Origin of the sequence: Pectobacterium punjabense (assembly GCF_012427845.1) — a bacterium.
In the GTDB taxonomy this organism is placed as follows: Bacteria; Pseudomonadota; Gammaproteobacteria; order Enterobacterales; family Enterobacteriaceae; genus Pectobacterium; species Pectobacterium punjabense.
The window spans coordinates 4,149,108-4,168,333 of sequence record NZ_CP038498.1 but is presented as its reverse complement, the minus strand read 5'-3'; the positions used below and the strand labels follow the sequence as shown (position 1 = coordinate 4,168,333).

Here is a 19,226-nt window from a genome sequence, read left to right as displayed (position 1 = left end):
ACACCCTATTTGATTTTAATTAACTGATACCACTTTGTCGGTATCAGCATTGAGATTGATACTGGTATCCTTGTATCGATGACAGGGCACAATGCAACAGGAATTCCCACGATGGTAGATGAAAATAACCTGATCTGGATCGATCTTGAGATGACCGGCCTCAACCCGGATCACGATCGCATCATTGAGATCGCAACGCTGGTTACGGATGCAAATTTGAACGTGTTGGCCGAAGGACCGGTACTGGCGGTGCACCAGTCGGATAGCCAACTGGCACTGATGGATGACTGGAATGTGCGCACGCACGGTACCAGCGGACTGACTGAACGCGTTAAAGCCAGCACCACGGACGAACGTGCTGCCGAGCGGGAAACGCTGGCATTTTTACAAAAATGGGTGCCTGCGGGTAAATCGCCGATCTGTGGCAACAGTATTGGTCAGGATCGCCGTTTCCTGTTCCGTTATATGCCAGAGTTGGAAGCCTACTTCCACTACCGTTATCTGGATGTCAGCACGCTAAAAGAGTTGGCGCGACGCTGGAAGCCGGAAATTATGGCGGGCTTTAAGAAGCAAGGCACACATCAGGCGATGGACGACATTCGTGAATCGCTGGCGGAACTGGCCTATTACCGTGAGAATTTTCTGCGACTGTAGGTGAAGCGAGGCGGTAGAGTATAGATGTGCCGCGATTTGCTGATATTTACGCCATGATGTCGTTTTTATCAGCAGTCAGACGATTTTTCATTTTCTGGGGCTTGCGGTTGAACGGATTTCTCGTATAATGCGCACCCCATACCGATGAAGAATTTCAAGTAAAGAACTTCAACATCGTATGCAGATTTCCCGGGCGGGAATAGCTCAGTTGGTAGAGCACGACCTTGCCAAGGTCGGGGTCGCGAGTTCGAGTCTCGTTTCCCGCTCCAAGTTTTATCACTGTTTGTCACCATACAAGCCGTGTGCAGTAATCAGACGTAACGCCTGTTTTCGTCTGTCCGATATGCGGGAATAGCTCAGTTGGTAGAGCACGACCTTGCCAAGGTCGGGGTCGCGAGTTCGAGTCTCGTTTCCCGCTCCAATCTTTTTTTCTTCTTTTTTAATTACTTCCAAAATTTATAATTTCTTGTTGTCTCTGTGTTTTATTGCCTTTAGCCGCCTGCTATTCATGTTGCCATTCAGAAGGCGAACGGATATCGCCGTGCCAAATGTATAGCGCGAGAACGGGTTCTTTTTGTGTCTGGGTCGCGTGTGTCGCCCCACTAGGGTGAAAAATTAACTCACCGGGCTGGCGCGGAAAGTAACCCCCATTCCCCATCGCCCATAAACCTGTGCCAGCCAGAGGAAGGTAAATCTCCGTCGCGGGGTGGTAATGCGCTGGATAGTGTGTTTCTGGCGCAATAAGCGTCAACCCTATCGCTAAGTGAGAAGATACCCAGAGATCGTCTGGCCCGACAAATTGTGTAAAAGCGACGTTTTCATCCAGATATGGGAACTCGGGATGCGGGGTATAATCAAAGTTCCAGCGTAATTCTGGGGCTACTAACCTGAGCATCGAGCATATTTCTCTGTCTCCTGATGTTTCTCCAATTTTCAACGCTCGTTCAAGGTAATCAACCGCAGGCAGAGGCGAAGAGGTACTCAATCGCGTGTTTTTTTCTGGTTCGGAAGGCCAGCTGTTAGCGATTGGGGCGATGCCTTTACATAACTGCGGAGTGATGGGGATCGAGACTAGCCGCTTATGGATCGTGAAGAGTAAGCGTTCGAGAATGCCGTCACTGCTGCTCATGAATGCCGCCTTACCGTGAGGATGATGTTCCCGCCCGCTGTAGTAGCAAGGAATACATCGATTGAACGATGGCTTCGGGGGCATCTTCTTGAACAAGATGCCCTGCGTTTTTGACGATCTGTAAAGGTGCATCGCCGAGTCGATGTGCCAGACGTTTGCCGACCTCAAGTGGTATCCACTCATCCTGCTCGCCCCATAACATATTCACCGGACAATCAAGTTTGGTGAGCGATGACTCAATGTCGTCGGTATAGCACTGATCCATCTGGGCTATTTGCCGATAAAAAGCGGCTTGCCCGACTTCTCCTTGCCACGGCGACATATAAATGTTCAGCGTGCCTTCCGATAGCGGCTGATAAGCCGCGCCCTGCAAATATGCCTTGAGCAACGCATCATGAACGTATTCCGGCAAGCCGGTGAAGGCGTCCTGATGTTTTCTGACATGTGCAACAAAGGGCGATCCCCACGGGGAAATGGCGACCGCATCAAATAACGTCAGCGAGGCATAGCGGAGACCTTGCAGGAAATAGCCGCGTAGCGCCGTCGCGCCGCCGAAATCATGGCAAAGTATGTCGGGTCGCGTCAGTTCCCATTCTTTCAGGAGTGCGGCCAATAGCCGATCCTGCACGCCAAGCGATACCTGCTGTCCGGCAGATTGATGTGATCGCCCGTAGCCCACCATGTCGTAGTAATAAACGGTCCAGTGTGAGGAAAGCAGGGGAGCGATGCGCCGCCATACTTGGGAAGAAAAGGGGGTACCGTGAATCAGCACCAGCGCGGGGCCTTGCCCCATACATCCCCAGGCAACAGGCTGGTCTTCGAAAATAAAGTTATGTTTCAGCTCAAGCATGTATTATTATATTCAATATTAGCTATATGACTATATAATACGAAAGATGAGTGAGAGATCAACCCAAGTCAAAGCATTAGCCAGTGAGCCACGGTTGGAAATCCTCCGGTTGCTTAAGCATCCGCAACAACATTTCAGCGGACAAATGTCGGCCGATCCGCAGGAATTTGGCGTGTGCATTACGCTGATCGCCGATGCATTGCATATCGCTCAGCCAACCGCCAGCCGGCATGTCGATCTGTTACGACAGGCGGGTTTTATTACGGTAAAGCGCTACCAGAAATGGACGTACTGTCAGAGAAATGAGACGGCATTGGCGGATTACATTCAGTGGCTGTCTGAAGAACTGTGTGGAAAAACCGAGGGCTAAAGAAAAATATTCTGCTTCTGACAGCCTGTAATCACAACAAAACGTTCAAACTGACAGAAATTTAGCCAGCCCGAAAAACGCACTGGATTTTTTCCTGAGCGTTGATTTTGAGAGCGGTAATGTAGCGTCATAGGCGAGCATGGTTTTTTTAACCGCATTGGTTGAGACCATCTGAAACTGTGCCGACTCACTAAAATCACTTTCAATAGTGACAACGGAATATTGCCCTCTTTTACTTGATTGGCTGAAGCGAACGACGATCGCGTTTTCTAATATAACGGCACCGTCTTTCTTATCATCCGAAAAATAAAAATCAAATATTGGTTCAATCGTTCCATCCGCCAAACCAGCGGCCTTATAGTATTGCAAAAGGGAAATAAGGCTCACTCCTTTCCCGACAGAGAGACCGCTTCCGGCATTTTCATCGAGGTAAAAGTAGTGTTTAAAAACAATATCCAATTTTTTATTATGGTAACCAACAACATAATCCTTCTCATAAAAATGAAAATCAGCCGGTTCGCCGACTAACTCATACTCTTGAGAAATCAGTTCTGTCGGCGAAAAATCCTTAAGCCCAAAAATACCGGGATACCGAATGGTCGATTCTTTTAAATACATCGCAAATAGATTAAAGAAAGATGTTTTTAACATTGTTGACCAACCACGTATTGTGCCTCTGAATGCGTATCCGCAACATGGTGACTTTCAGGAATCATCATGTTACCTGTTTGTATATGGATGTGATGGTATCATCTCTATTCAGGTGGCAGAAAATTAGTGCGCCACGACAGGCCAGCGTTACAGGTGAATAATCATTTTGAGTGCAAATCGAATTCCATCCCCGTCTCTTCCCGTGTTAAAGCTTCTCGCGCTTGCGACAGCCGCGTTTCTGACCTTACTGACTGAGATCATGCCAGCAGGGCTCCTCAGTTCGATCGCGACGGGTCTGGACGTGTCCGAAAGTCTGGCGGGTCAGTTCATTACCGCATTTGCGCTGGGGGCGCTGTTATCCGCGATCCCCGCTACGGCGCTGACGCGGGGAATGCGGCGCAAACCTCTGTTGCTTGTAGCGATTAGCGGATTTGCCATCGTTAATGCGGTGACTGCGGTTTCGGACAACTACGTTTTATCACTGGCTGCCCGCTTTGTTGCAGGTCTGTTCGGCGGGGTGGTTTGGTCGATGCTTGCCGGGTACGCATCTCGTATGGTTCCCCGTTGGTTACTTGGGCGTGCCATCGCTATTGTCGGCGCAGGCTCTACGGCCGCGTTAGTTCTCGGCGTGCCGATTGGCGGCCTTCTCGGGTTAGCGATCGGCTGGCAGGGCGCATTTGGGTTAGTGTCGGTTATCGCGGTGCTTCTTGTTGTTTGGATCGCGATTTTTGCCCCTGACTTCCCAGGCGAATCGGCTGATAAGCGGCTATCGCTACCTCAGGTCGCCTCCAAGCGCGGCGTCGGAGCGACGCTTGCATTGATCCTCACTTATATTGTCACGCACAACATTCTCTATATTTACATCGAACCTTTCCTCGTCGCTTCAGCCATGGGTGACTGGCTCAACGGGGTTCTATTCATTTTCGGAGCGGGTGCGGTTTTTGGCCTTGTGCTGTCTGGCATCATCGTTGATGGAAATCTAAAGCGTCTTGGCCCTGCCGAAGTTATGTTATTCGCCGCAGCGACGCTACTTCTGGGTCTTTGGTCCGATGTACAGGTCATTTTGGTTCTGGCCGTCTTTATGTGGGGAATCTCTTTCGGGGGGTTCTCTGTCGTCACGCAAACGGCCATGACCCATCTTTCGTCTGATGCCGTAGATGTCGCACAGTCGATGTCTACTACATCATGGAACACCGCTGTCGCGGCTGGAGGCGTTATTGGAGGATTACTCCTCAGCAGCGCAGGTCCGGGCGCATTTCCGTGGGTGATGATTGGGATATTGACGCTATCATTCCTCGTTGTGATTCTGGGTGTTAACCGCGCGCTGACGGCGGCTAAGCCCGCGCAGTCCGTCTCCACCAAAAACGATTCCTTGATTTCGAGTAACCAACATTTATGAAATACCGCCACTTCCTGTTTGACCTTGACGACACGCTGTTAGATTTCAAAGCCTCTGAGCGGCTTTCGTTCGCCCGCACGCTGACAAACCTTGGCGTCGATATTGAAAATACCACTCTGTTTGCAGACTATCAGCGTGAGAACTCTCAACTATGGAGTGAATTCGAGAAGGGAGAAATCACCAAAGATTTACTGAAAGTAGAACGATTCCGCCGCACGTTCTCTCTGCATGGCATCGACATCGATCCCGATAAGGCAAGCCGCCTCTATTTGGAATGCCTGCCTGAGACTGTGGTGCTGGTAGATGGCGCAGTCCAGATATGCGAAGCGCTTGCTGAGATCGGTGAAGTTGGCATTATTACCAACGGTATTGAGTATGTGCAGGCGAAGCGAGTGGCGAACTCGGGGCTGGCAGACTGGCTCACGTTCGTTGCTACCTCTGAGGCTTGCGGATTTGCGAAGCCGGACGCGCGCTTCTTTGAGTTCTCAGCCAATAAATTCAGCGCATTTGAGAAAACCAAGGCGATCATCGTGGGAGACAGGCTTGATGCCGATATTCTGGGAGCAAACCTGTACGGCATAGACAGCTGCTGGTTCAATGCAAACGGAGCCGCCAACGAGTCGGATATTACGCCAACCTACGAGGCCGCAACGCTACGGGATGTCTTCACGCAGCTCAGTGCCAAGTCTTAATCCTGTATCGCATAATATCAACGACAATCGCCGCGATTAATCCGCGGTGGGTTGTCGTCGCACTGGCTCGTGAGCTCAGCAGACTTATCAACACTGCTGCGTTCGCTTTAGCAACATGTACGTCCTCAATAGTCGCAGACCATGAATATTCGGTCGAAGCGTTGAGCGGCAAGGTCGGTGCGATGGATGATGAAATTCAGTATGCCGTCATCCCACTGAAATTGCCCATCCAGACAAACCTGAAATAGCACCAGCCAGTCTTGTGCTTCGCCACCCAATTTCTGTGCTGCCTGCAACTCTGGTAATTCATGCTGGCTGAAACCACAGCCGTTGACTCGGGCAATGCCCTGATATTCAGGCAACGGCGCATCCGGCGGAAAGTCCGATGGCAGCATGTCGTTTTCGGTCATCCAGGCCAGCTGTTCTTCAGTCGCTTTACTATCAGGTAATAGATTGAATGCCCCCAACTGCCGCAGCTTCCAGGCATAATATTGTGCAAAGCCAAGACGGGATAGCACATCGTCGTATTCATCATCATCCAGTGCTGCCTGCTGTTCCAGACTCATGCGTGAGCAGAGTATGGAACCAATATGAGGATTTTGGCGTAATGCGTAAAAACTGGGTACGGTAACGCTGGCTCTGGGATGCAGTTTAAAGGCGGGCTTTTGCCCGAGGGTCTTTTCGTCATTGAAAGCCAGTTCGGCAAAGCGTGTTCCACTACTCAGGCTCGCCGTATCCTGCACATAGATAACTTTCCCTCTGGTCGTCAAAGGGCTACTTCCACACTCCAGAAAGAAGAATAACGTGCCTTCGCGTGGCAAATAGCTCTGCAATGGGGCCAAATCACGGCAGTCTACCTGTGCAATAAATTCCAACGGTACACGATAGGTCTGTGTGACGTCGTCCCAAGGGAAAATGCAGACATCTTCTTCGTCATCACTTGCTTCCCAGCATTCTTCGTACTCAAGCAGGGTGTCCTTGGCGACGCTGACACAAGGGTAAGGAATATCGACAGGTAAATCTGGCAGGCCGCCGAGTCGGTGGTTACCCAGCCCTGAGTGGTCGTCTTCTGCGCCATGATAGAAATCGATGCTACTGCGTAAAGTGCCAGATACGGCATAGGCGATAGGCGTGATGGCATCAGCTGAGAGTAACGTGTTCATAAGATGCTGGCGCTGCGGAGAATGTTCAGCCAGCAACGGGAACAGGGCAGGATCTCGCGTTACAGGAGGGTAGATTGGTGTCTCTACGATGCTTCTCTGCTTTGCTTTCGCATCGTTGCCCTGTGTTGTGGCCGTTTTTGCTCCCTTCGCTTGCAGGTGGCTGTGATATGCCGTTTCTGGTGTGGCAGTGACAATTCGCAGGCTGCGCAGTGCGGCTTCCATTGTGATGAAGTGCTCTTGTTGCTGCTCCAGCGGGCAGTATCCCCCTGCGAAAAGGCAGACCGTGTCGGTTAAGCGGATAAACGCGAACAGGTAAGCAAAGCCGTAAACCCCTTCAGCCGTCATTAACAATGCGCTGTCGTTTCCAAGGGCTAACGTTTTTTCTTCAAGCCAGGTGAGCTTTCCATAGATTTTTCCGCAGAAAGCGCGGTATTGCTCAGCTTGTACCGTTTCTGTTTTGTGTAGTAATTCCCTATCAACCGGATAAATATCCAGCACGACGAGACTGTCGTCAGTAGGATACTGACCGAGCGCGCCCTGTCCGATTTGCTCAACGGAAGTGAAATTCGGGGGGAAGTCTATAGATAAAACATCCGTGTGTATGATTGGCATGGCTATTCCTTGAATGCTGATTTCAGAAAACCGTCGTCCAGTGATACTACCCGCGGGTGATGCCTTCCCGAAAGGGAATTCATCACAATCCGCCACCGAATGGTGAGGCAACCAATCCCCCACGTAACGTAGAAAAAACACGGCAGCCGATGATTTTTTATGATGCAGGATGGCTTTACCCCTAAAGGTATCGACGCACTGACTGCCGATGACGTTGCATCACTCGTAATGCATTTTTGTAACGTTTTGCCTTTTTTTGGTGCGCGCGTTCCTGTCAGAACGGCGCGTTTACTGCATTTTCACGGAGTCAGGAATCATGGCACGGCCTGTGCTTAGTCTTATATACCGTCTTGTGTACAAGATGGCGCGACTCAGGCAATCGACCTGATCGGTTTTTTCAGGCTGGTGATGATCAGCTGTTGTTAGCTCACCGTTGAAGGGGGAACACAATGAAAAATAACAATGACAAGATCGATCGTAAACGCAGGCAATTAATGAAGTGGTCAGCGGTTAGCGCAGGTGCGCTGACGCTAAGCAGCATGCTGCCGGGTATTGCTTTCGCCGCAGAAGGTGAAGAGATCCGCATTGGTTACTGGCCGATTGTGGGCGGCTTACCTTTATATGTGGGCGTTGAACGCGGTTTTTTCAAAGAGGTGGGATTGAGTGTTCGTGCGGTGAAATTCGCCAGCCCACAGCAGATTGTCGAGGGAATGATCACGGGGCGTATACACGGCTGCGCCAACGGTACGGCTACAGGCGCGTTGGGGTTAGGGGAAATTACTTCACCCGGCTTGTTCAAGATCATTTGCTCAAACCCTTCTAACCACCAGATGGTATTGGATGAGTTTCTGGTGCCGCTAAACAGCGACGTAAAAAGCATCTCGGAGCTGAAGGGCAAGCGTATCGCCTGTGGGCCGGGTATTCAGAATGTGGTCATGACCAAAATTATTCTGGAAAAAAATGGCTTTACGGCGGATGAGCTGCGTGTGACGGAATTACCCGTCGGGCAACATGTGGCGGCGCTGGCCGCTGGTCAGATCGACGGTGTTTATACGCTGGAGCCTACGGGGACAGTTGGGCGACTGAAAGGGCTGTCGCGTACGCTGGAAACGGGAGTGATCTCACGCTATGTGCTCGGTAACCCAGATGCGCCGTGGTTTGGCGGTGCGGCGGCGCTAAATAGCGGTTTTATCGAAAGCCGCGCTGCTGAGGCGAAGACCTTCACGCAAGCTTATGCCAAATCGGTGCAGTTTATTCAGCAGAATCCAGAAGCGGCGCGCGAACACATTACCGGATACACCAGTATTGAAGTTGAACTGAGTAAAGAGGTGCCGTTGCCGGGATTTGTCATGTACGACGAGCTAAAAGGCGACAATCTGGCATGGTTCCAGAGGTTTTATGACGTGTTCACCGAGAGAAAAATCTTTCGGCAGCCGGTGGATGTTAGCAGCCTGATTTATCAGCCTTAAGGGAGGTGTGCGATTATGCGTGAGCATTGGACGTCTAAATTACTACCCGCTGTCGGCCCGATTCTGCTGTTTCTCTTTTGGCAGTTGGCGGTCAGCGCGAAATGGCTGAACCCCATTTTATTACCGTCGCCAGTCGACACGTTGAGCTATATGTTCCAGTCCTTCGCGGATGTCAGCATGCGTACAGATATCGGCGCGACGCTATACCGCACGCTCGCCGCATTTGGTTTTGCTGCACTGATTGGCGTGCCGCTGGGCGTTATTCTAGGCAGCAATGAAAAGATTTATCGCAGCCTGGAATTTCTGATCGACTTTTTCCGCTCTACGCCGTCGTCTGCGTTGATTCCGCTATTTTTGCTGATTTTCGGGATAACCGATGCGAATAAAATTGCCATTTCAGCTTTTGCCGCCGTGCTGGTGATTCTGTTCAACAGCGCTTATGGCGTGATGAATGCTAAGAAAACCCGTCTGATGGCGGCACAGGTTATGGGGATCTCTCGCTGGCATATTTTTAAGGACATCATGCTGCTGGAAAGTCTGGCGCAAACTTTTGTCGGGCTGCGTACCGGTGTGTCGATGGCGTTGGTGATCGTGATTGTCGCGGAGATGTTTATCGGTTCCGAAACGGGGCTGGGACACCGCATCATTGATGCTCAGCAGGTGTTCAATATTCGGGATATGTATGCCTCTATCCTGATTACTGGCGCACTGGGATATCTGCTTAACGTGCTGTTTTTAATCGCAGAAAAACGAATTGTTCACTGGAGTGGCAAAGCATGATGACATCTCATACAGCGCAAGTGGAAAAACTGGATACCACTTTTCCGCCTTATCCGGCACCGAACACTCATGTGACCATTCGCGGCTTGAACAAGTCGTTTGCGGGTCAGCCGCTTTATACCGATCTGAATTTGGATTTGCCGCGCGGCAAGATTGTGTCTATTTTCGGGCCGAACGGCTGTGGTAAATCGACGCTGATGAACATGATTGCCGGGCTGATTCCTGTTGATAGCGGCGATATTTTGTTTGACGGTAAAACGCTGGCGGAAACCAGAATCGGGTATGTGTTTCAAAACTATCGTGATGCGCTTTTCCCCTGGATGAGCGCCTGGAAAAATATTGCCTACCCGTTGGTGCGCAGTGGAATGCGCAAACAGGATGTTCAGACGCGCATGGATGAACTGATTGCGATGTTTGATATTCGTTTCGACCTTCAGCGCTATCCGTATGAACTGTCGGGCGGACAGCAGCAGACGGTGTGTATTATGCGGGCGCTAGCGACGGGGCCGGAAGTCATGTTTCTGGATGAACCGTTCTCGGCGCTGGATTTTGAAATGACGCTGTTCATCCGCGACAAACTGCAAGAGGTTCAGTTGGCAACCGGCGTGACAATGGTCATCGTGTCACACGATTTGGAGGATGCCGTGTTTCTGGCGGACGAAATCCTGTTGCTGACGCGTCGGCCAACGACGGTGTCGGAGATTGTTCCTTTCGATTTGGTGCGTCCACGTGGGGCGGAGGCGATGAGCGATCCCGAGTTTATTCGCGTCAAAGCGCACACGTTGGAAGTATTCAAACGCGAAATGGCCGCATAGAGAACGTCGAGCTGGTTTTCTGTCTCCCAAACGGCAATGGGTTTGGGAGACAGGCTTCGAACATTCACTCTTCACTCTTCACTCTTCACTCAGCGAACGCGGTACGTGTTCTTTTCTTAATACGCTCTGTATGCCGACAAACAACACGCCGATGAGTAGCAATATAGCGATGAGGCCGTCGTAGCCGTAAAACGTCATCGCTGCACCGGAGAACAGTGGCCCAGTGATACTACCCGCAGACCACACTAGCCCCAGAAGGGAATTCATCACAATCAGCCGCTGACCAGCAAATCGCTGACCGGCTCGAACCAGAGATAACGTGTAAAGCCCGCCCGCCGCTGCACCCAGCGCGAGGCAGGCCGGTGCCAGCAGTGAGGGAGAGGAAAACGAGAAGGCGGTACTTATCAGCATCACACAGAAAAAGACGCCGCAGCCGATGTGGGTTTTTATGATGCCGCATTTGTCCGCCAGCCAGCCTATCGGCATTTGAAATACGGCATCGCCCAGAAAGATGAGTGTGACCAACAAGATCGCGGATTTTTCGTCCAGCCCCTGCGCCATGCTGTAGAGCGGAAAGAGCGACAATATGCTGGCGTCAAAGAAGGAGAAGCAGAGTACGCCAGAAGCCATCGCGGGGAGAAAAGGGATAAAGTCCCGATAAGACGCCGAGGATTGCTCATCGGCACGAACCATGCTGTCGCAATTCCTCAGCATAAGCGCACAGGCGCCACATATGCCGCCAATCAGCCATAGCGCATAGGTTTGAATAGTCTCGCCAGCGGCAATAAGCAGCGGTCCTATTAGCTGACACCCCGTGAAAACGGAGGCATACAGCCCCGTCAGTGTTGCTTTGTGTTTGTCTGAGGCTCGGCTGGTGACCCAGGTTTCTCCCAGTACCACAAGTATCCCTGAAGCGAGCCCGGTTAGCAGGCGGGGTAAAATGAGTGAAACAGGGTGCGACAGCAGGAATGAGGCGACGGTTGATACCGCCAGAATAATCAGGCTGCCGGATAACAGATATCTGGCGTGCAGGTGGCGGCTGAGCCACGGGGTAACAAAGGATGAGAGCATCATTCCTGCCGCCGGGAGTGCAGCCAGAATACCGAGCGTCGTCGTGCTGTGCCCGTGCTCTGCCAGTTTTAAACTGATTAGCGGCAGTGTGTATCCAGTGACGAGCCCCACGAGGGAGGCGGCAATAATCATGTTCAGTGTCGTGAAATTAGCTTCACGGGAGTGTGCTGTCATTGTGCTTCCAGTGTGGGGGTTAACAAGGTTCTTCAACCCCGGAAAGGCAGGTAGAAACTTCCTTCATGAGCCAGGTATGAAACCGCGCGTATTTTTCATTTTGCTCAAGAGGGACGGGCGAGAGCAAGTAATAAGCAGAACCATCCCGCGCAAACCCATACGGTGCATGCAATTGTCCGCTTCCAATCTCGTCTTGCACCATCAGGAACGACGCCATCGCCATACCTAACCCTGAAACCGCAGCCTGAATACACAGATAAAAATGTTCATAGTCAGCTCTGGTACTGCCTTTGAAGGAGACGTGTGCCTGTCGCTGCCATGTTGCCCACGCTCTTGGTCGCGTTCCGGTGTAGAGCAAACGCATTCCCTCCAGACTGTCTTGGCGCTCGGCTTTATTGCGGCTTACTGGCCCCATCCATTCGTCACATACCTTTACCCCATGCGTTTGTGGTTCCCAGTGAAAATCGTCACGCCGCAACGCGAGATCAACGCCGCTACGTACAAAATCGATCGGCCCACCCGCAGCCACCAAATGAAGTTTGATATCGGGATGCGCCTGATTAAAAGCAGGCAGTCGCGGAATCAGCCATTTCATGGCAATCGTGGGTTCGCATGACAGCGTTAATACCTCATCCTGCGCAGCTTGCTGTAGGCGATATACCGCCCCTTCAAGCTGCTCGAAGACAGACTGTGTGACCGTGTGCAAAGAGCGGCCTGCCGCGTTTAAAAAGATCGCCCGGTTACGTCGTTCAAACAGTTCAACGCCTAACGCGTCTTCCAGCAATCTAATTTGTCTGCTGACAGCACCGTGTGTGACATGCAAAGACTCGGCGGCTTTAACAAAGCTACCTGTTTGTGCTGCTGCTTCAAAGAAGCGAAAAGAAGCTAACGAGGGAAGTTTCATATACACGATGAAATTTGACAGATTTACACCAAGATAAATCGCTTTTTTGGCACATGCAAACGCTGAATAATCAAACTGCGCTCCAGCGTAAATATGTGTAATAGCCTAAATAATGAGAAAATATTGTAGGGATGGCATCGTTAATAACCGTACTACATCACTGACCATTGTATTTCTCTGTTAATCCACCTGTCTTCTATCTGTGCAAAATCATCGTAAAAATGATGGTTTGCTGAACAAGGAAACTGTTAATGAATGAGTTAATTGCCGTCGCGACGATCACTATTTTGGCGGTTATCAGCCCGGGGCCTGATTTTGCGATGGTAACTCGCAACAGCTATGCGTTTGGCTCACGTACTGGGCTACTCAGCGCGTTTGGCATTGCCTGCGGCGTCCAGATTCATGTGATGTATACCGTTTTTGGCATTGCCGTATTCATTGTTAACTCCCCGATGATGTTTATGGCGATGAAGATTTTGGGGGCGTCATATCTGATTTATATGGGATATAAATCATTAATCAATAAGACAAAAATAACATTAGATGCGTCATCCGGTCAGGCACCGTCATCACTGGCTGCGTTCCGTATGGGGTTTCTCACCAATGCCCTTAACCCGAAAACGATGCTGTTTGTTGTCGCCACCTATACCCAAGTCGTGCAGCCCGGCAGCCCAATGAGCCATAATTTTGGCTACGGGTTATTCATGTCAGTGGCGCACTGGGTCTGGTTCAGTATTGTTGCGCTGTTTTTTGCCGCACCGGCTATGCGTCGTCGGTTACTCGAGCGTCAGCATCTGGTCGATAAAGGGATCGGCATTGCCCTCATTGCTTTAGGTGCTTCTCTGGCGTTTACTAAAATTGCCCTCTAGAGGCCGCGCTGACGAAATGATGGGAGGCGCTTCGAATTCGCTAGCCTGTACATAAATAAATGGAGGATCAGGCAAGAAAACAGTCGGAATGCTATACCTGTTTGCTGAGAGGATTTAGGAAAATAGTCTGTTTCTCAACATAATCGGTTTCTCAACAGAAAAGGAAATAGCCATGCTTGTACACGCGTATGGAGCCCATGCGGGCGACAAACCTCTTGAGCCGTTGAAGATTGTCCGACGTGCGCCAGGAGCTCACGATGTTCAAATTGAGATTGCGTACTGCGGTATTTGCCATTCGGACCTGCATCAGGTGCGTGCTGAATGGGCTGGAACACAGTTTCCCTGCGTTCCCGGCCATGAAATTGTCGGGCGGGTGTCTGCGGTAGGAGCGCATGTTTCTGATTTTAAGGCTGGCGATCTGGTCGGGATTGGCTGCATTGTGGACAGTTGTCGACACTGCGAAGAGTGCGATGAGGGTTTAGAGAACTACTGTGATGGCATGGTCGGCACGTATAACGGCCCGACAGCCGATGAACCTGGATGGACGCTTGGCGGTTACTCTCAGCAAATCGTCGTGCATGAGCGCTATGTGCTACGTGTTCGTCATTCTGAGGCGGAGCTGGCTGCCGTTGCCCCTCTGCTGTGCGCAGGAATAACCACCTATTCACCGCTGCGGCATTGGAATGCTGGGCCGGGTAAGAAGGTTGGCGTTGTGGGGATCGGCGGGCTTGGTCACATGGGGATCAAACTGGCACATGCAATGGGAGCCTATGTTGTTGCGTTCACTACGTCTGAATCTAAACGCGACGATGCAAAAGCGCTGGGTGCAAACGAGGTTGTGGTTTCTCGTAATGCTGAGGAAATGGCCGCGCAGGCAGGCAGCTTCGATTTAATTCTCAACACCGTTGCCGCGCCGCACGATTTGGACGCGTTTCTGGTCCTGCTGAAGCGAGATGGTGCGCTCACGCTGGTCGGTGCGCCTGCGTCACCACATCCTTCTCCTAACGTGTTCAATCTGATCATGAAACGTCGTACGGTGGCGGGATCGATGATTGGTGGCATTCCTGAAACGCAGGAGATGTTGGATTTTTGCGCTGAACACGGGATTGTGTCAGATATTGAGCTGATCCGCGCTGATGAAATCAATGAGGCCTACGAGCGGATGCTCAAAGGCGATGTGAAATACCGCTTCGTCATTGATAATGCGACGCTGAGTGCCTGATTAGCCTGAGTCCCACCGTACCTGTTTTTCGGTGCCGTGGGATTGTCACCGCGTGGGCGTTCGCGCCTTCTTTGCATCATCCGAAAAGCTAACTCATCGTCATTTCCTGTCACCAAAGACGTGCGGATGCGGTACTATCCATTGTTACACCAACACGTTGATTTTCCTCCGCTATCATAACCAAAATGCCGTTTTAAATAGACGGTTATCTTGGTTTAGCCCTCCTGCTCTCTTCGCTAGACTTCACTGCTATGGCGTAGCGAGGAAGGCAAAAATAGCATGCGTCGTGCTGCCTTTGGTGGTTGGTAAACACGCATCAATACTATTTTCTGGCTATGTTTCACCTGCGATAAAAAGGAAAAAAGAAAAATGACGGATAAGAATTCAAACGAAACCGGAGCATCACTACAACACGACCTGCCTTTGCGAGATGAATCGCTTCAGGTCATCAGCGAATGGTTTGACGCGCTGGAGAAAAGGGTCGGTGTTGATAAGATCGTATCGCGAACCACGCTGCAAGCGGGTATCTATAACGATGTGGTACTGGATTATGCGCCGGGTCGGACGTCGATATCCTCTGAATCGAAAAGTGATGCTGATGGGCTGTCGCCCGGTAGCCGAAAAGGGGAATTGAGTGTGGCGCAAATTGAGGAAGATGTGGTTCCTGCGCTGGCTCAGGCTATTGCCCTGCGGGTTGAGAAACTCGCAGATACTGCGGTGATTGACTACCGATTCTGTTTCCGTGCTGTTCTCCCGGCAATCGAAGGTCGCCTGCTGGTTACGCTATTTACGTTCACCAACGAGGTGAAAAAACAGCAGCTACTTGAGTCTATTCATACCTATATCGAGCAGCATCTTACCCATGGCAATACGCCGACTGAGACGCTAGAAACTTTCTTTCTGGCTCGCCACCTGCTTGATGTACAGCTCTTTCCCTCGCAGGATATCCACTGGATCATGACTCAGTTTGAGCGTATTCAGCAACGAAATACAGGGCACGCGGAATTGTCGGAGCATCGGCGCAGAATCGTCAGTGCGTTAAAAGAATGGGTCGATCAGCAGTTTTTGTTGCGCTATTGCGACGTGTCCCAGCCTGAATATTTTTTCGAACCGGATATCTATACCCTCAAGTCAGGTATCGCATTGGAGGTACAGGATTCACACACGCTTCACCCCGTTGAGTTAGTGCTCTATGCGGCAGTCATGATTCTGCGTTATGAACCTTCCTACAGTAAATCCCAGGCGCTGGAATATCTGGATATCGCAAAGCAATTGGGCTACTTGCGTGCGGTTATCATGATGGAAGAGGGAAGCGGCACGTTTGAGCAAGAGCAGATCAACCTGAAGAATGAATGGGTGGAATGTGTAGCGAATGATGTGTTTTCTACCATCACGGTGCATGTTCGTCAGGAAAGCGCCGAAGCGTATGAACAGGCGCTGCTTTTCATTACGCGTTTACTGACGCTTGGTTTTCCAAAGAGTTACAAGATTGTTCTGAAATCGTCGACGCGACAGTACCTTCCCGTCAAAGGCGTGGCAAAATCGGATACCCATCGCTTTTTTGCTAACGCGTTGCAGTATGCATCGACCTATCCGCTTCTTGAGGATTATGCTCGTGCTGCGATTGAGAAATTTGAATGGTACGCCGATTCGGAAGGCGAGAAGTGCAGTATGCCGGGAAGCTATGCGGTATTTGGGCTGGGGCTGACCGATGCAGGATATTTCCCACTCGTAAAAGATTATATGGAAAGCGTGGATGACGAGCACCAATCGGTACACGATGGCTTCATCCGTGCATTTTTCGATAAGCATAGCGTGACGACACAGAATGTGGCGACACTGGTCGCCTGTCTGAGCCATGCGACGGAAAGCCTCAAGTTGAACATGCTGCCTGCGTTAGAAAATGATGCCTTGTTTGAACAGTTGGTCGAAGAAGTGCGGAGGCGAGAACCTGCGGTGATAGAACATATTTTGTATCTCATCTGGGGCAATGCCAAGAAGCTCGCCGCACTGGTGAAAAAATCGGAAGCGAAGCGCGGCGCGTTATTGACGTCGCTTATTCAGGCTTCGGCCGAATCCTAAACGTAATAATGATAACGCTGGGTGAGAACAGATGTGCCTCACCCTATGACGGAGCGTATTGATGACCGCTATTCTGCTGCTGGACTCGCGTGCTGATGAAATCGGCCCTGTTTTAAATCATGGGGCACCGGAACTTGAGCTGATGCTGTCAAACGGTACGGCAGAGCAGGCCGCGAGCTGTCCGATTTGGTTGGGAGAACCAGACACCGCAGCGGCATTGCTTGCTCAGGGAGCCAAACCGAAATGGCTACAGTCTACCTGGGCAGGATTCAAGCCGCTGTTGGCCGATGGGTTACCGCGTGATTACCGTTTAAGCCGTGCCGTTGGGGTATTTGGGCAGCCGATAGCAGAATATGTGATTGCCTATATGCTCAGGCATGAGCTTCGTCTGGGGGAGCGGCAAATCAGTCAGGAAGAGCGGCGATGGGATCACCGCCTGCCGGGATCGCTGGCGGATAAAAACGTGCTGATCGTTGGTGCGGGAGAGATTGGCTGTGAAGTCGCAAGTTTTCTACGGCCTTTTGGTGTTGAGCTATATGGCATCGTCAGTACGCCAAGACAGCGGCCTGATTTTAAACGGATCATGAATTTGGCAGAGCTACCTGTCGCGATACCGGAGGCCGATTATGTCATCAACCTCCTTCCCGATACGTCGGCAACCACCGATATCTATGATGCCCGTCTGTTTGCCGCCATGAAGCCTTCTGCGCTGTTTATTAATGTCGGGCGCGGTAGTGCGGTAGTCGATGATGACCTACGGGCCGCGCTACGTGATGCGCAAATTGCAGGTGCGGTGCTGGATGTATTCAGACAAGAGCCGCTACCGGACAGTCATCCGTTCTGGAATACGCCGAATATAACATTGACGGCACATATTGCTGGGCCGATGGTGCCGGGGCTGATGGGGCGATTATTTCTGGATAATCTTGCTCGTTTTCATGCTGATGATGTACTGCGCGGAGAGGTGGATTTTAGTCGCGAGTATTGATTACTAAATTAATTACCGCCATAAATTAATATTTAAAATAATAATTTCATATAAAAACTATTGTAAAGAATTCTGAAAAATAACCGTTAAGACTATAGCAGGGCGGAATAATATCGCCCTAATTTAGTCCGTTCTTAACTCTGCGGTCGGGGTAAATCCCCCTATTTTAGCTGCTCCCAGGATAAGCGAATAGCCAGATAACACATCGCAGTTCAGGCCTATATTCGGTGCCTGGTGGATCAATCCAACCGAAATCACGATGGCTCTTATATAGCCTAAATAATTCGAGTTTCAGTAACGCGGCCAACGCACATGCAACTTGAAGTATGACGGGGATAATCGTTTGGGGGCTCATTGCGCATACACCCGAAGACGTAATTAGCATAAGAAGATAGATGATGCTTGGAGTAACCTTTCTCCGCTAACGAAGCAAATGGATCAAACTTATGCGTCTTTCTTGGATCAGCTTGCTGAAGATCACCCTGACTTGAAGGGGGCATTTTTCGGGTTTAGTGTGAATAAAGATGGAACGCTTTTTGTGACGCAGGCGGAAGGCTTGGATAGCGAACAAATTGATCGTTTGGAAAAAGCGTTGAATGGCTCTGATGAATTAGTCGCTTTGGCGAATGATTTGGCGGATGCTCAGATTGAGGTGTTTAATGCGCATAAGGGCTTCAACACCCAAAAAACGCTTAGCCGAGATAATTACGGTGAAACCATCGATATGGGGGTTGATATCCTAACAAGGCATCTCGCACGTTCCGCCCCTCGTGATGGTACTGCTGTGGCGATCCACCAACGGAACTGGGATAGCAACTGGTATAACCAAATATAATTAATAATATAAGGTTCCCGAGGCGTTAAACGGTGTAATGAAAAACCGCAGATGCCTGAGTGGTTGGTCTGTGGAAGCGGGTTCAGAGCTTCCACAGCTTACTGCTGGCTGAAATCGCGCGGAGATGTTTTTTAGTGAAAAGGACTTGCCACGTTAAGTTGATTGGTACATAATGCTGGCCGTTGAACTGATGATTTAATAAATAATGATTAAATTCATTAGGTTACATACAGTTTGACAGGATTTTATACGTTCTGATTTCGATAGATTTTGCTGAAAGCAGAAGATAGTAAATCCGATTCTATGCGGGAATAGCTCAGTTGGTAGAGCACGACCTTGCCAAGGTCGGGGTCGCGAGTTCGAGTCTCGTTTCCCGCTCCAAATTTTTTCATCGTTTTTTCCAATACCTTCCAATACCTTCCAATACCTTCCAATACCTTCCAATACCTTCCAATACCTTCCAATACCTTCCAATACCTTCCAATACCTTCCAATAC

At 50.5% G+C, this 19,226-nt stretch carries 18 protein-coding genes and 3 tRNA genes; 15 read left to right on the top strand and 6 right to left on the bottom strand.

Annotation, left to right across the window (positions count from 1 at the left end; all coding sequences use genetic code 11):
• The first annotated feature begins 111 nt into the window (after window positions 1-111).
• The 3 genes from orn to E2566_RS18870 all read left to right on the top strand — a co-directional run bounded on the left by orn (window position 112) and on the right by E2566_RS18870 (window position 1,075).
• Window positions 112-654 (top strand): oligoribonuclease, encoded by a 543-nt coding sequence (orn, locus tag E2566_RS18880; protein WP_107168406.1) that lies wholly within the window; start codon window positions 112-114, stop codon window positions 652-654.
• A gap of 193 nt (window positions 655-847) precedes the next feature.
• Window positions 848-923, top strand: a tRNA-Gly gene (locus E2566_RS18875).
• Between the two features lie 76 nt (window positions 924-999).
• Window positions 1,000-1,075: transfer RNA gene (locus E2566_RS18870), tRNA-Gly, on the top strand.
• Between the two features lie 81 nt (window positions 1,076-1,156).
• Here E2566_RS18870 and E2566_RS18865 read toward each other — a convergent pair.
• Window positions 1,157-1,783 (bottom strand): dimethylsulfonioproprionate lyase family protein, encoded by a 627-nt coding sequence (locus E2566_RS18865; protein ID WP_107168407.1) that lies wholly within the window; start codon window positions 1,781-1,783, stop codon window positions 1,157-1,159.
• Between the two features lie 10 nt (window positions 1,784-1,793).
• Window positions 1,794-2,633, bottom strand: a complete 840-nt coding sequence (locus E2566_RS18860) for an alpha/beta fold hydrolase (protein WP_107168408.1) — start codon at window positions 2,631-2,633, stop codon at window positions 1,794-1,796.
• A gap of 46 nt (window positions 2,634-2,679) precedes the next feature.
• Between E2566_RS18860 and E2566_RS18855 the strand changes: the two genes are divergently transcribed.
• On the top strand, window positions 2,680-3,003 hold the full coding sequence (locus tag E2566_RS18855; RefSeq protein WP_107168409.1) for an ArsR/SmtB family transcription factor: 324 nt from the start codon (window positions 2,680-2,682) through the stop codon (window positions 3,001-3,003).
• A gap of 45 nt (window positions 3,004-3,048) precedes the next feature.
• Here E2566_RS18855 and E2566_RS18850 read toward each other — a convergent pair whose 3' ends face one another.
• Window positions 3,049-3,654 (bottom strand): hypothetical protein, encoded by a 606-nt coding sequence (locus E2566_RS18850; RefSeq protein WP_107168410.1) that lies wholly within the window; start codon window positions 3,652-3,654, stop codon window positions 3,049-3,051.
• A 166-nt stretch (window positions 3,655-3,820) separates the two neighbouring features.
• On the opposite strand from E2566_RS18850, the gene E2566_RS18845 reads away from it, so the two are divergent.
• Together E2566_RS18845 and E2566_RS18840 are read left to right on the top strand one after the other, a co-directional pair.
• Entirely contained in the window at window positions 3,821-5,053 is a 1,233-nt protein-coding gene (locus E2566_RS18845; protein ID WP_107168411.1) for an MFS transporter, read from the top strand.
• A complete protein-coding gene (locus tag E2566_RS18840) occupies window positions 5,050-5,745 on the top strand; it encodes a YjjG family noncanonical pyrimidine nucleotidase (RefSeq protein WP_107168412.1) in 696 nt (231 codons plus the stop codon). The genes E2566_RS18845 and E2566_RS18840 overlap by 4 nt, the downstream gene beginning before the upstream one ends.
• A gap of 125 nt (window positions 5,746-5,870) precedes the next feature.
• Here the strand turns inward: E2566_RS18840 and E2566_RS18835 are convergent, their stop codons facing one another.
• The gene (locus E2566_RS18835) at window positions 5,871-7,520 is read right to left on the bottom strand and encodes a DUF1963 domain-containing protein (protein WP_107168413.1); all 1,650 of its coding nucleotides are present in this window, start codon (window positions 7,518-7,520) and stop codon (window positions 5,871-5,873) included.
• A gap of 449 nt (window positions 7,521-7,969) precedes the next feature.
• Between E2566_RS18835 and E2566_RS18830 the strand changes: the two genes are divergently transcribed.
• From E2566_RS18830 to E2566_RS18820, 3 genes are read left to right on the top strand one after another with little or no spacing between them, the layout of a single operon-like run.
• A complete protein-coding gene (locus E2566_RS18830) occupies window positions 7,970-8,989 on the top strand; it encodes an ABC transporter substrate-binding protein (RefSeq protein WP_107168414.1) in 1,020 nt (339 codons plus the stop codon).
• Window positions 8,990-9,004: 15 nt separating this feature from the next.
• The gene (locus E2566_RS18825) at window positions 9,005-9,769 is read left to right on the top strand and encodes an ABC transporter permease (protein ID WP_011095449.1); all 765 of its coding nucleotides are present in this window, start codon (window positions 9,005-9,007) and stop codon (window positions 9,767-9,769) included.
• Entirely contained in the window at window positions 9,766-10,584 is an 819-nt protein-coding gene (locus E2566_RS18820; RefSeq protein ID WP_107168415.1) for an ABC transporter ATP-binding protein, read from the top strand. Before E2566_RS18825 ends, E2566_RS18820 begins: the two co-directional genes overlap by 4 nt.
• Before the next feature lie 78 nt (window positions 10,585-10,662).
• Here E2566_RS18820 and E2566_RS18815 read toward each other — a convergent pair whose 3' ends face one another.
• On the bottom strand, window positions 10,663-11,829 hold the full coding sequence (locus E2566_RS18815) for an MFS transporter (RefSeq protein ID WP_107168416.1): 1,167 nt from the start codon (window positions 11,827-11,829) through the stop codon (window positions 10,663-10,665).
• A gap of 19 nt (window positions 11,830-11,848) precedes the next feature.
• A complete protein-coding gene (locus tag E2566_RS18810; protein ID WP_107168417.1) occupies window positions 11,849-12,733 on the bottom strand; it encodes a LysR substrate-binding domain-containing protein in 885 nt (294 codons plus the stop codon).
• 251 nt (window positions 12,734-12,984) lie between these two features.
• On the opposite strand from E2566_RS18810, the gene E2566_RS18805 reads away from it, so the two are divergent.
• From E2566_RS18805 to E2566_RS18780, 6 genes are all read left to right on the top strand, one after another.
• Window positions 12,985-13,602: a LysE family translocator gene (locus E2566_RS18805; protein ID WP_107168418.1), complete on the top strand. Its 618-nt coding sequence runs from the start codon at window positions 12,985-12,987 to the stop codon at window positions 13,600-13,602.
• 172 nt (window positions 13,603-13,774) lie between these two features.
• The gene (locus E2566_RS18800) at window positions 13,775-14,824 is read left to right on the top strand and encodes an NAD(P)-dependent alcohol dehydrogenase (RefSeq protein ID WP_107168419.1); all 1,050 of its coding nucleotides are present in this window, start codon (window positions 13,775-13,777) and stop codon (window positions 14,822-14,824) included.
• A 369-nt stretch (window positions 14,825-15,193) separates the two neighbouring features.
• Window positions 15,194-16,906, top strand: a complete 1,713-nt coding sequence (locus E2566_RS18795; RefSeq protein ID WP_107168420.1) for a DUF6138 family protein — start codon at window positions 15,194-15,196, stop codon at window positions 16,904-16,906.
• Window positions 16,907-16,967: 61 nt separating this feature from the next.
• A complete protein-coding gene (locus E2566_RS18790; RefSeq protein ID WP_107168421.1) occupies window positions 16,968-17,894 on the top strand; it encodes a D-2-hydroxyacid dehydrogenase in 927 nt (308 codons plus the stop codon).
• A gap of 433 nt (window positions 17,895-18,327) precedes the next feature.
• Window positions 18,328-18,729: a hypothetical protein gene (locus E2566_RS18785; RefSeq protein ID WP_107168422.1), complete on the top strand. Its 402-nt coding sequence runs from the start codon at window positions 18,328-18,330 to the stop codon at window positions 18,727-18,729.
• A 305-nt stretch (window positions 18,730-19,034) separates the two neighbouring features.
• A tRNA-Gly gene (locus E2566_RS18780) sits at window positions 19,035-19,110 on the top strand.
• Window positions 19,111-19,226: the final 116 nt, after the last annotated feature.

Bases quoted from the DNA above. Each gene is read 5' to 3' on its own strand.
- orn (WP_107168406.1), top strand. From the start codon at position 112: ATGGTAGATGAAAATAACCTGATCTGGATCGATCTTGAGATGACCGGC.
- E2566_RS18865 (WP_107168407.1), bottom strand. From the start codon at position 1,783: ATGAGCAGCAGTGACGGCATTCTCGAACGCTTACTCTTCACGATCCAT.
- E2566_RS18860 (WP_107168408.1), bottom strand. From the start codon at position 2,633: ATGCTTGAGCTGAAACATAACTTTATTTTCGAAGACCAGCCTGTTGCC.
- E2566_RS18855 (WP_107168409.1), top strand. From the start codon at position 2,680: ATGAGTGAGAGATCAACCCAAGTCAAAGCATTAGCCAGTGAGCCACGG.
- E2566_RS18850 (WP_107168410.1), bottom strand. From the start codon at position 3,654: ATGTTAAAAACATCTTTCTTTAATCTATTTGCGATGTATTTAAAAGAA.
- E2566_RS18840 (WP_107168412.1), top strand. From the start codon at position 5,050: ATGAAATACCGCCACTTCCTGTTTGACCTTGACGACACGCTGTTAGAT.
- E2566_RS18835 (WP_107168413.1), bottom strand. From the start codon at position 7,520: ATGCCAATCATACACACGGATGTTTTATCTATAGACTTCCCCCCGAAT.
- E2566_RS18830 (WP_107168414.1), top strand. From the start codon at position 7,970: ATGAAAAATAACAATGACAAGATCGATCGTAAACGCAGGCAATTAATG.
- E2566_RS18825 (WP_011095449.1), top strand. From the start codon at position 9,005: ATGCGTGAGCATTGGACGTCTAAATTACTACCCGCTGTCGGCCCGATT.
- E2566_RS18820 (WP_107168415.1), top strand. From the start codon at position 9,766: ATGATGACATCTCATACAGCGCAAGTGGAAAAACTGGATACCACTTTT.
- E2566_RS18815 (WP_107168416.1), bottom strand. From the start codon at position 11,829: ATGACAGCACACTCCCGTGAAGCTAATTTCACGACACTGAACATGATT.
- E2566_RS18810 (WP_107168417.1), bottom strand. From the start codon at position 12,733: ATGAAACTTCCCTCGTTAGCTTCTTTTCGCTTCTTTGAAGCAGCAGCA.
- E2566_RS18805 (WP_107168418.1), top strand. From the start codon at position 12,985: ATGAATGAGTTAATTGCCGTCGCGACGATCACTATTTTGGCGGTTATC.
- E2566_RS18800 (WP_107168419.1), top strand. From the start codon at position 13,775: ATGCTTGTACACGCGTATGGAGCCCATGCGGGCGACAAACCTCTTGAG.
- E2566_RS18795 (WP_107168420.1), top strand. From the start codon at position 15,194: ATGACGGATAAGAATTCAAACGAAACCGGAGCATCACTACAACACGAC.
- E2566_RS18790 (WP_107168421.1), top strand. From the start codon at position 16,968: ATGACCGCTATTCTGCTGCTGGACTCGCGTGCTGATGAAATCGGCCCT.
- E2566_RS18785 (WP_107168422.1), top strand. From the start codon at position 18,328: ATGGATCAAACTTATGCGTCTTTCTTGGATCAGCTTGCTGAAGATCAC.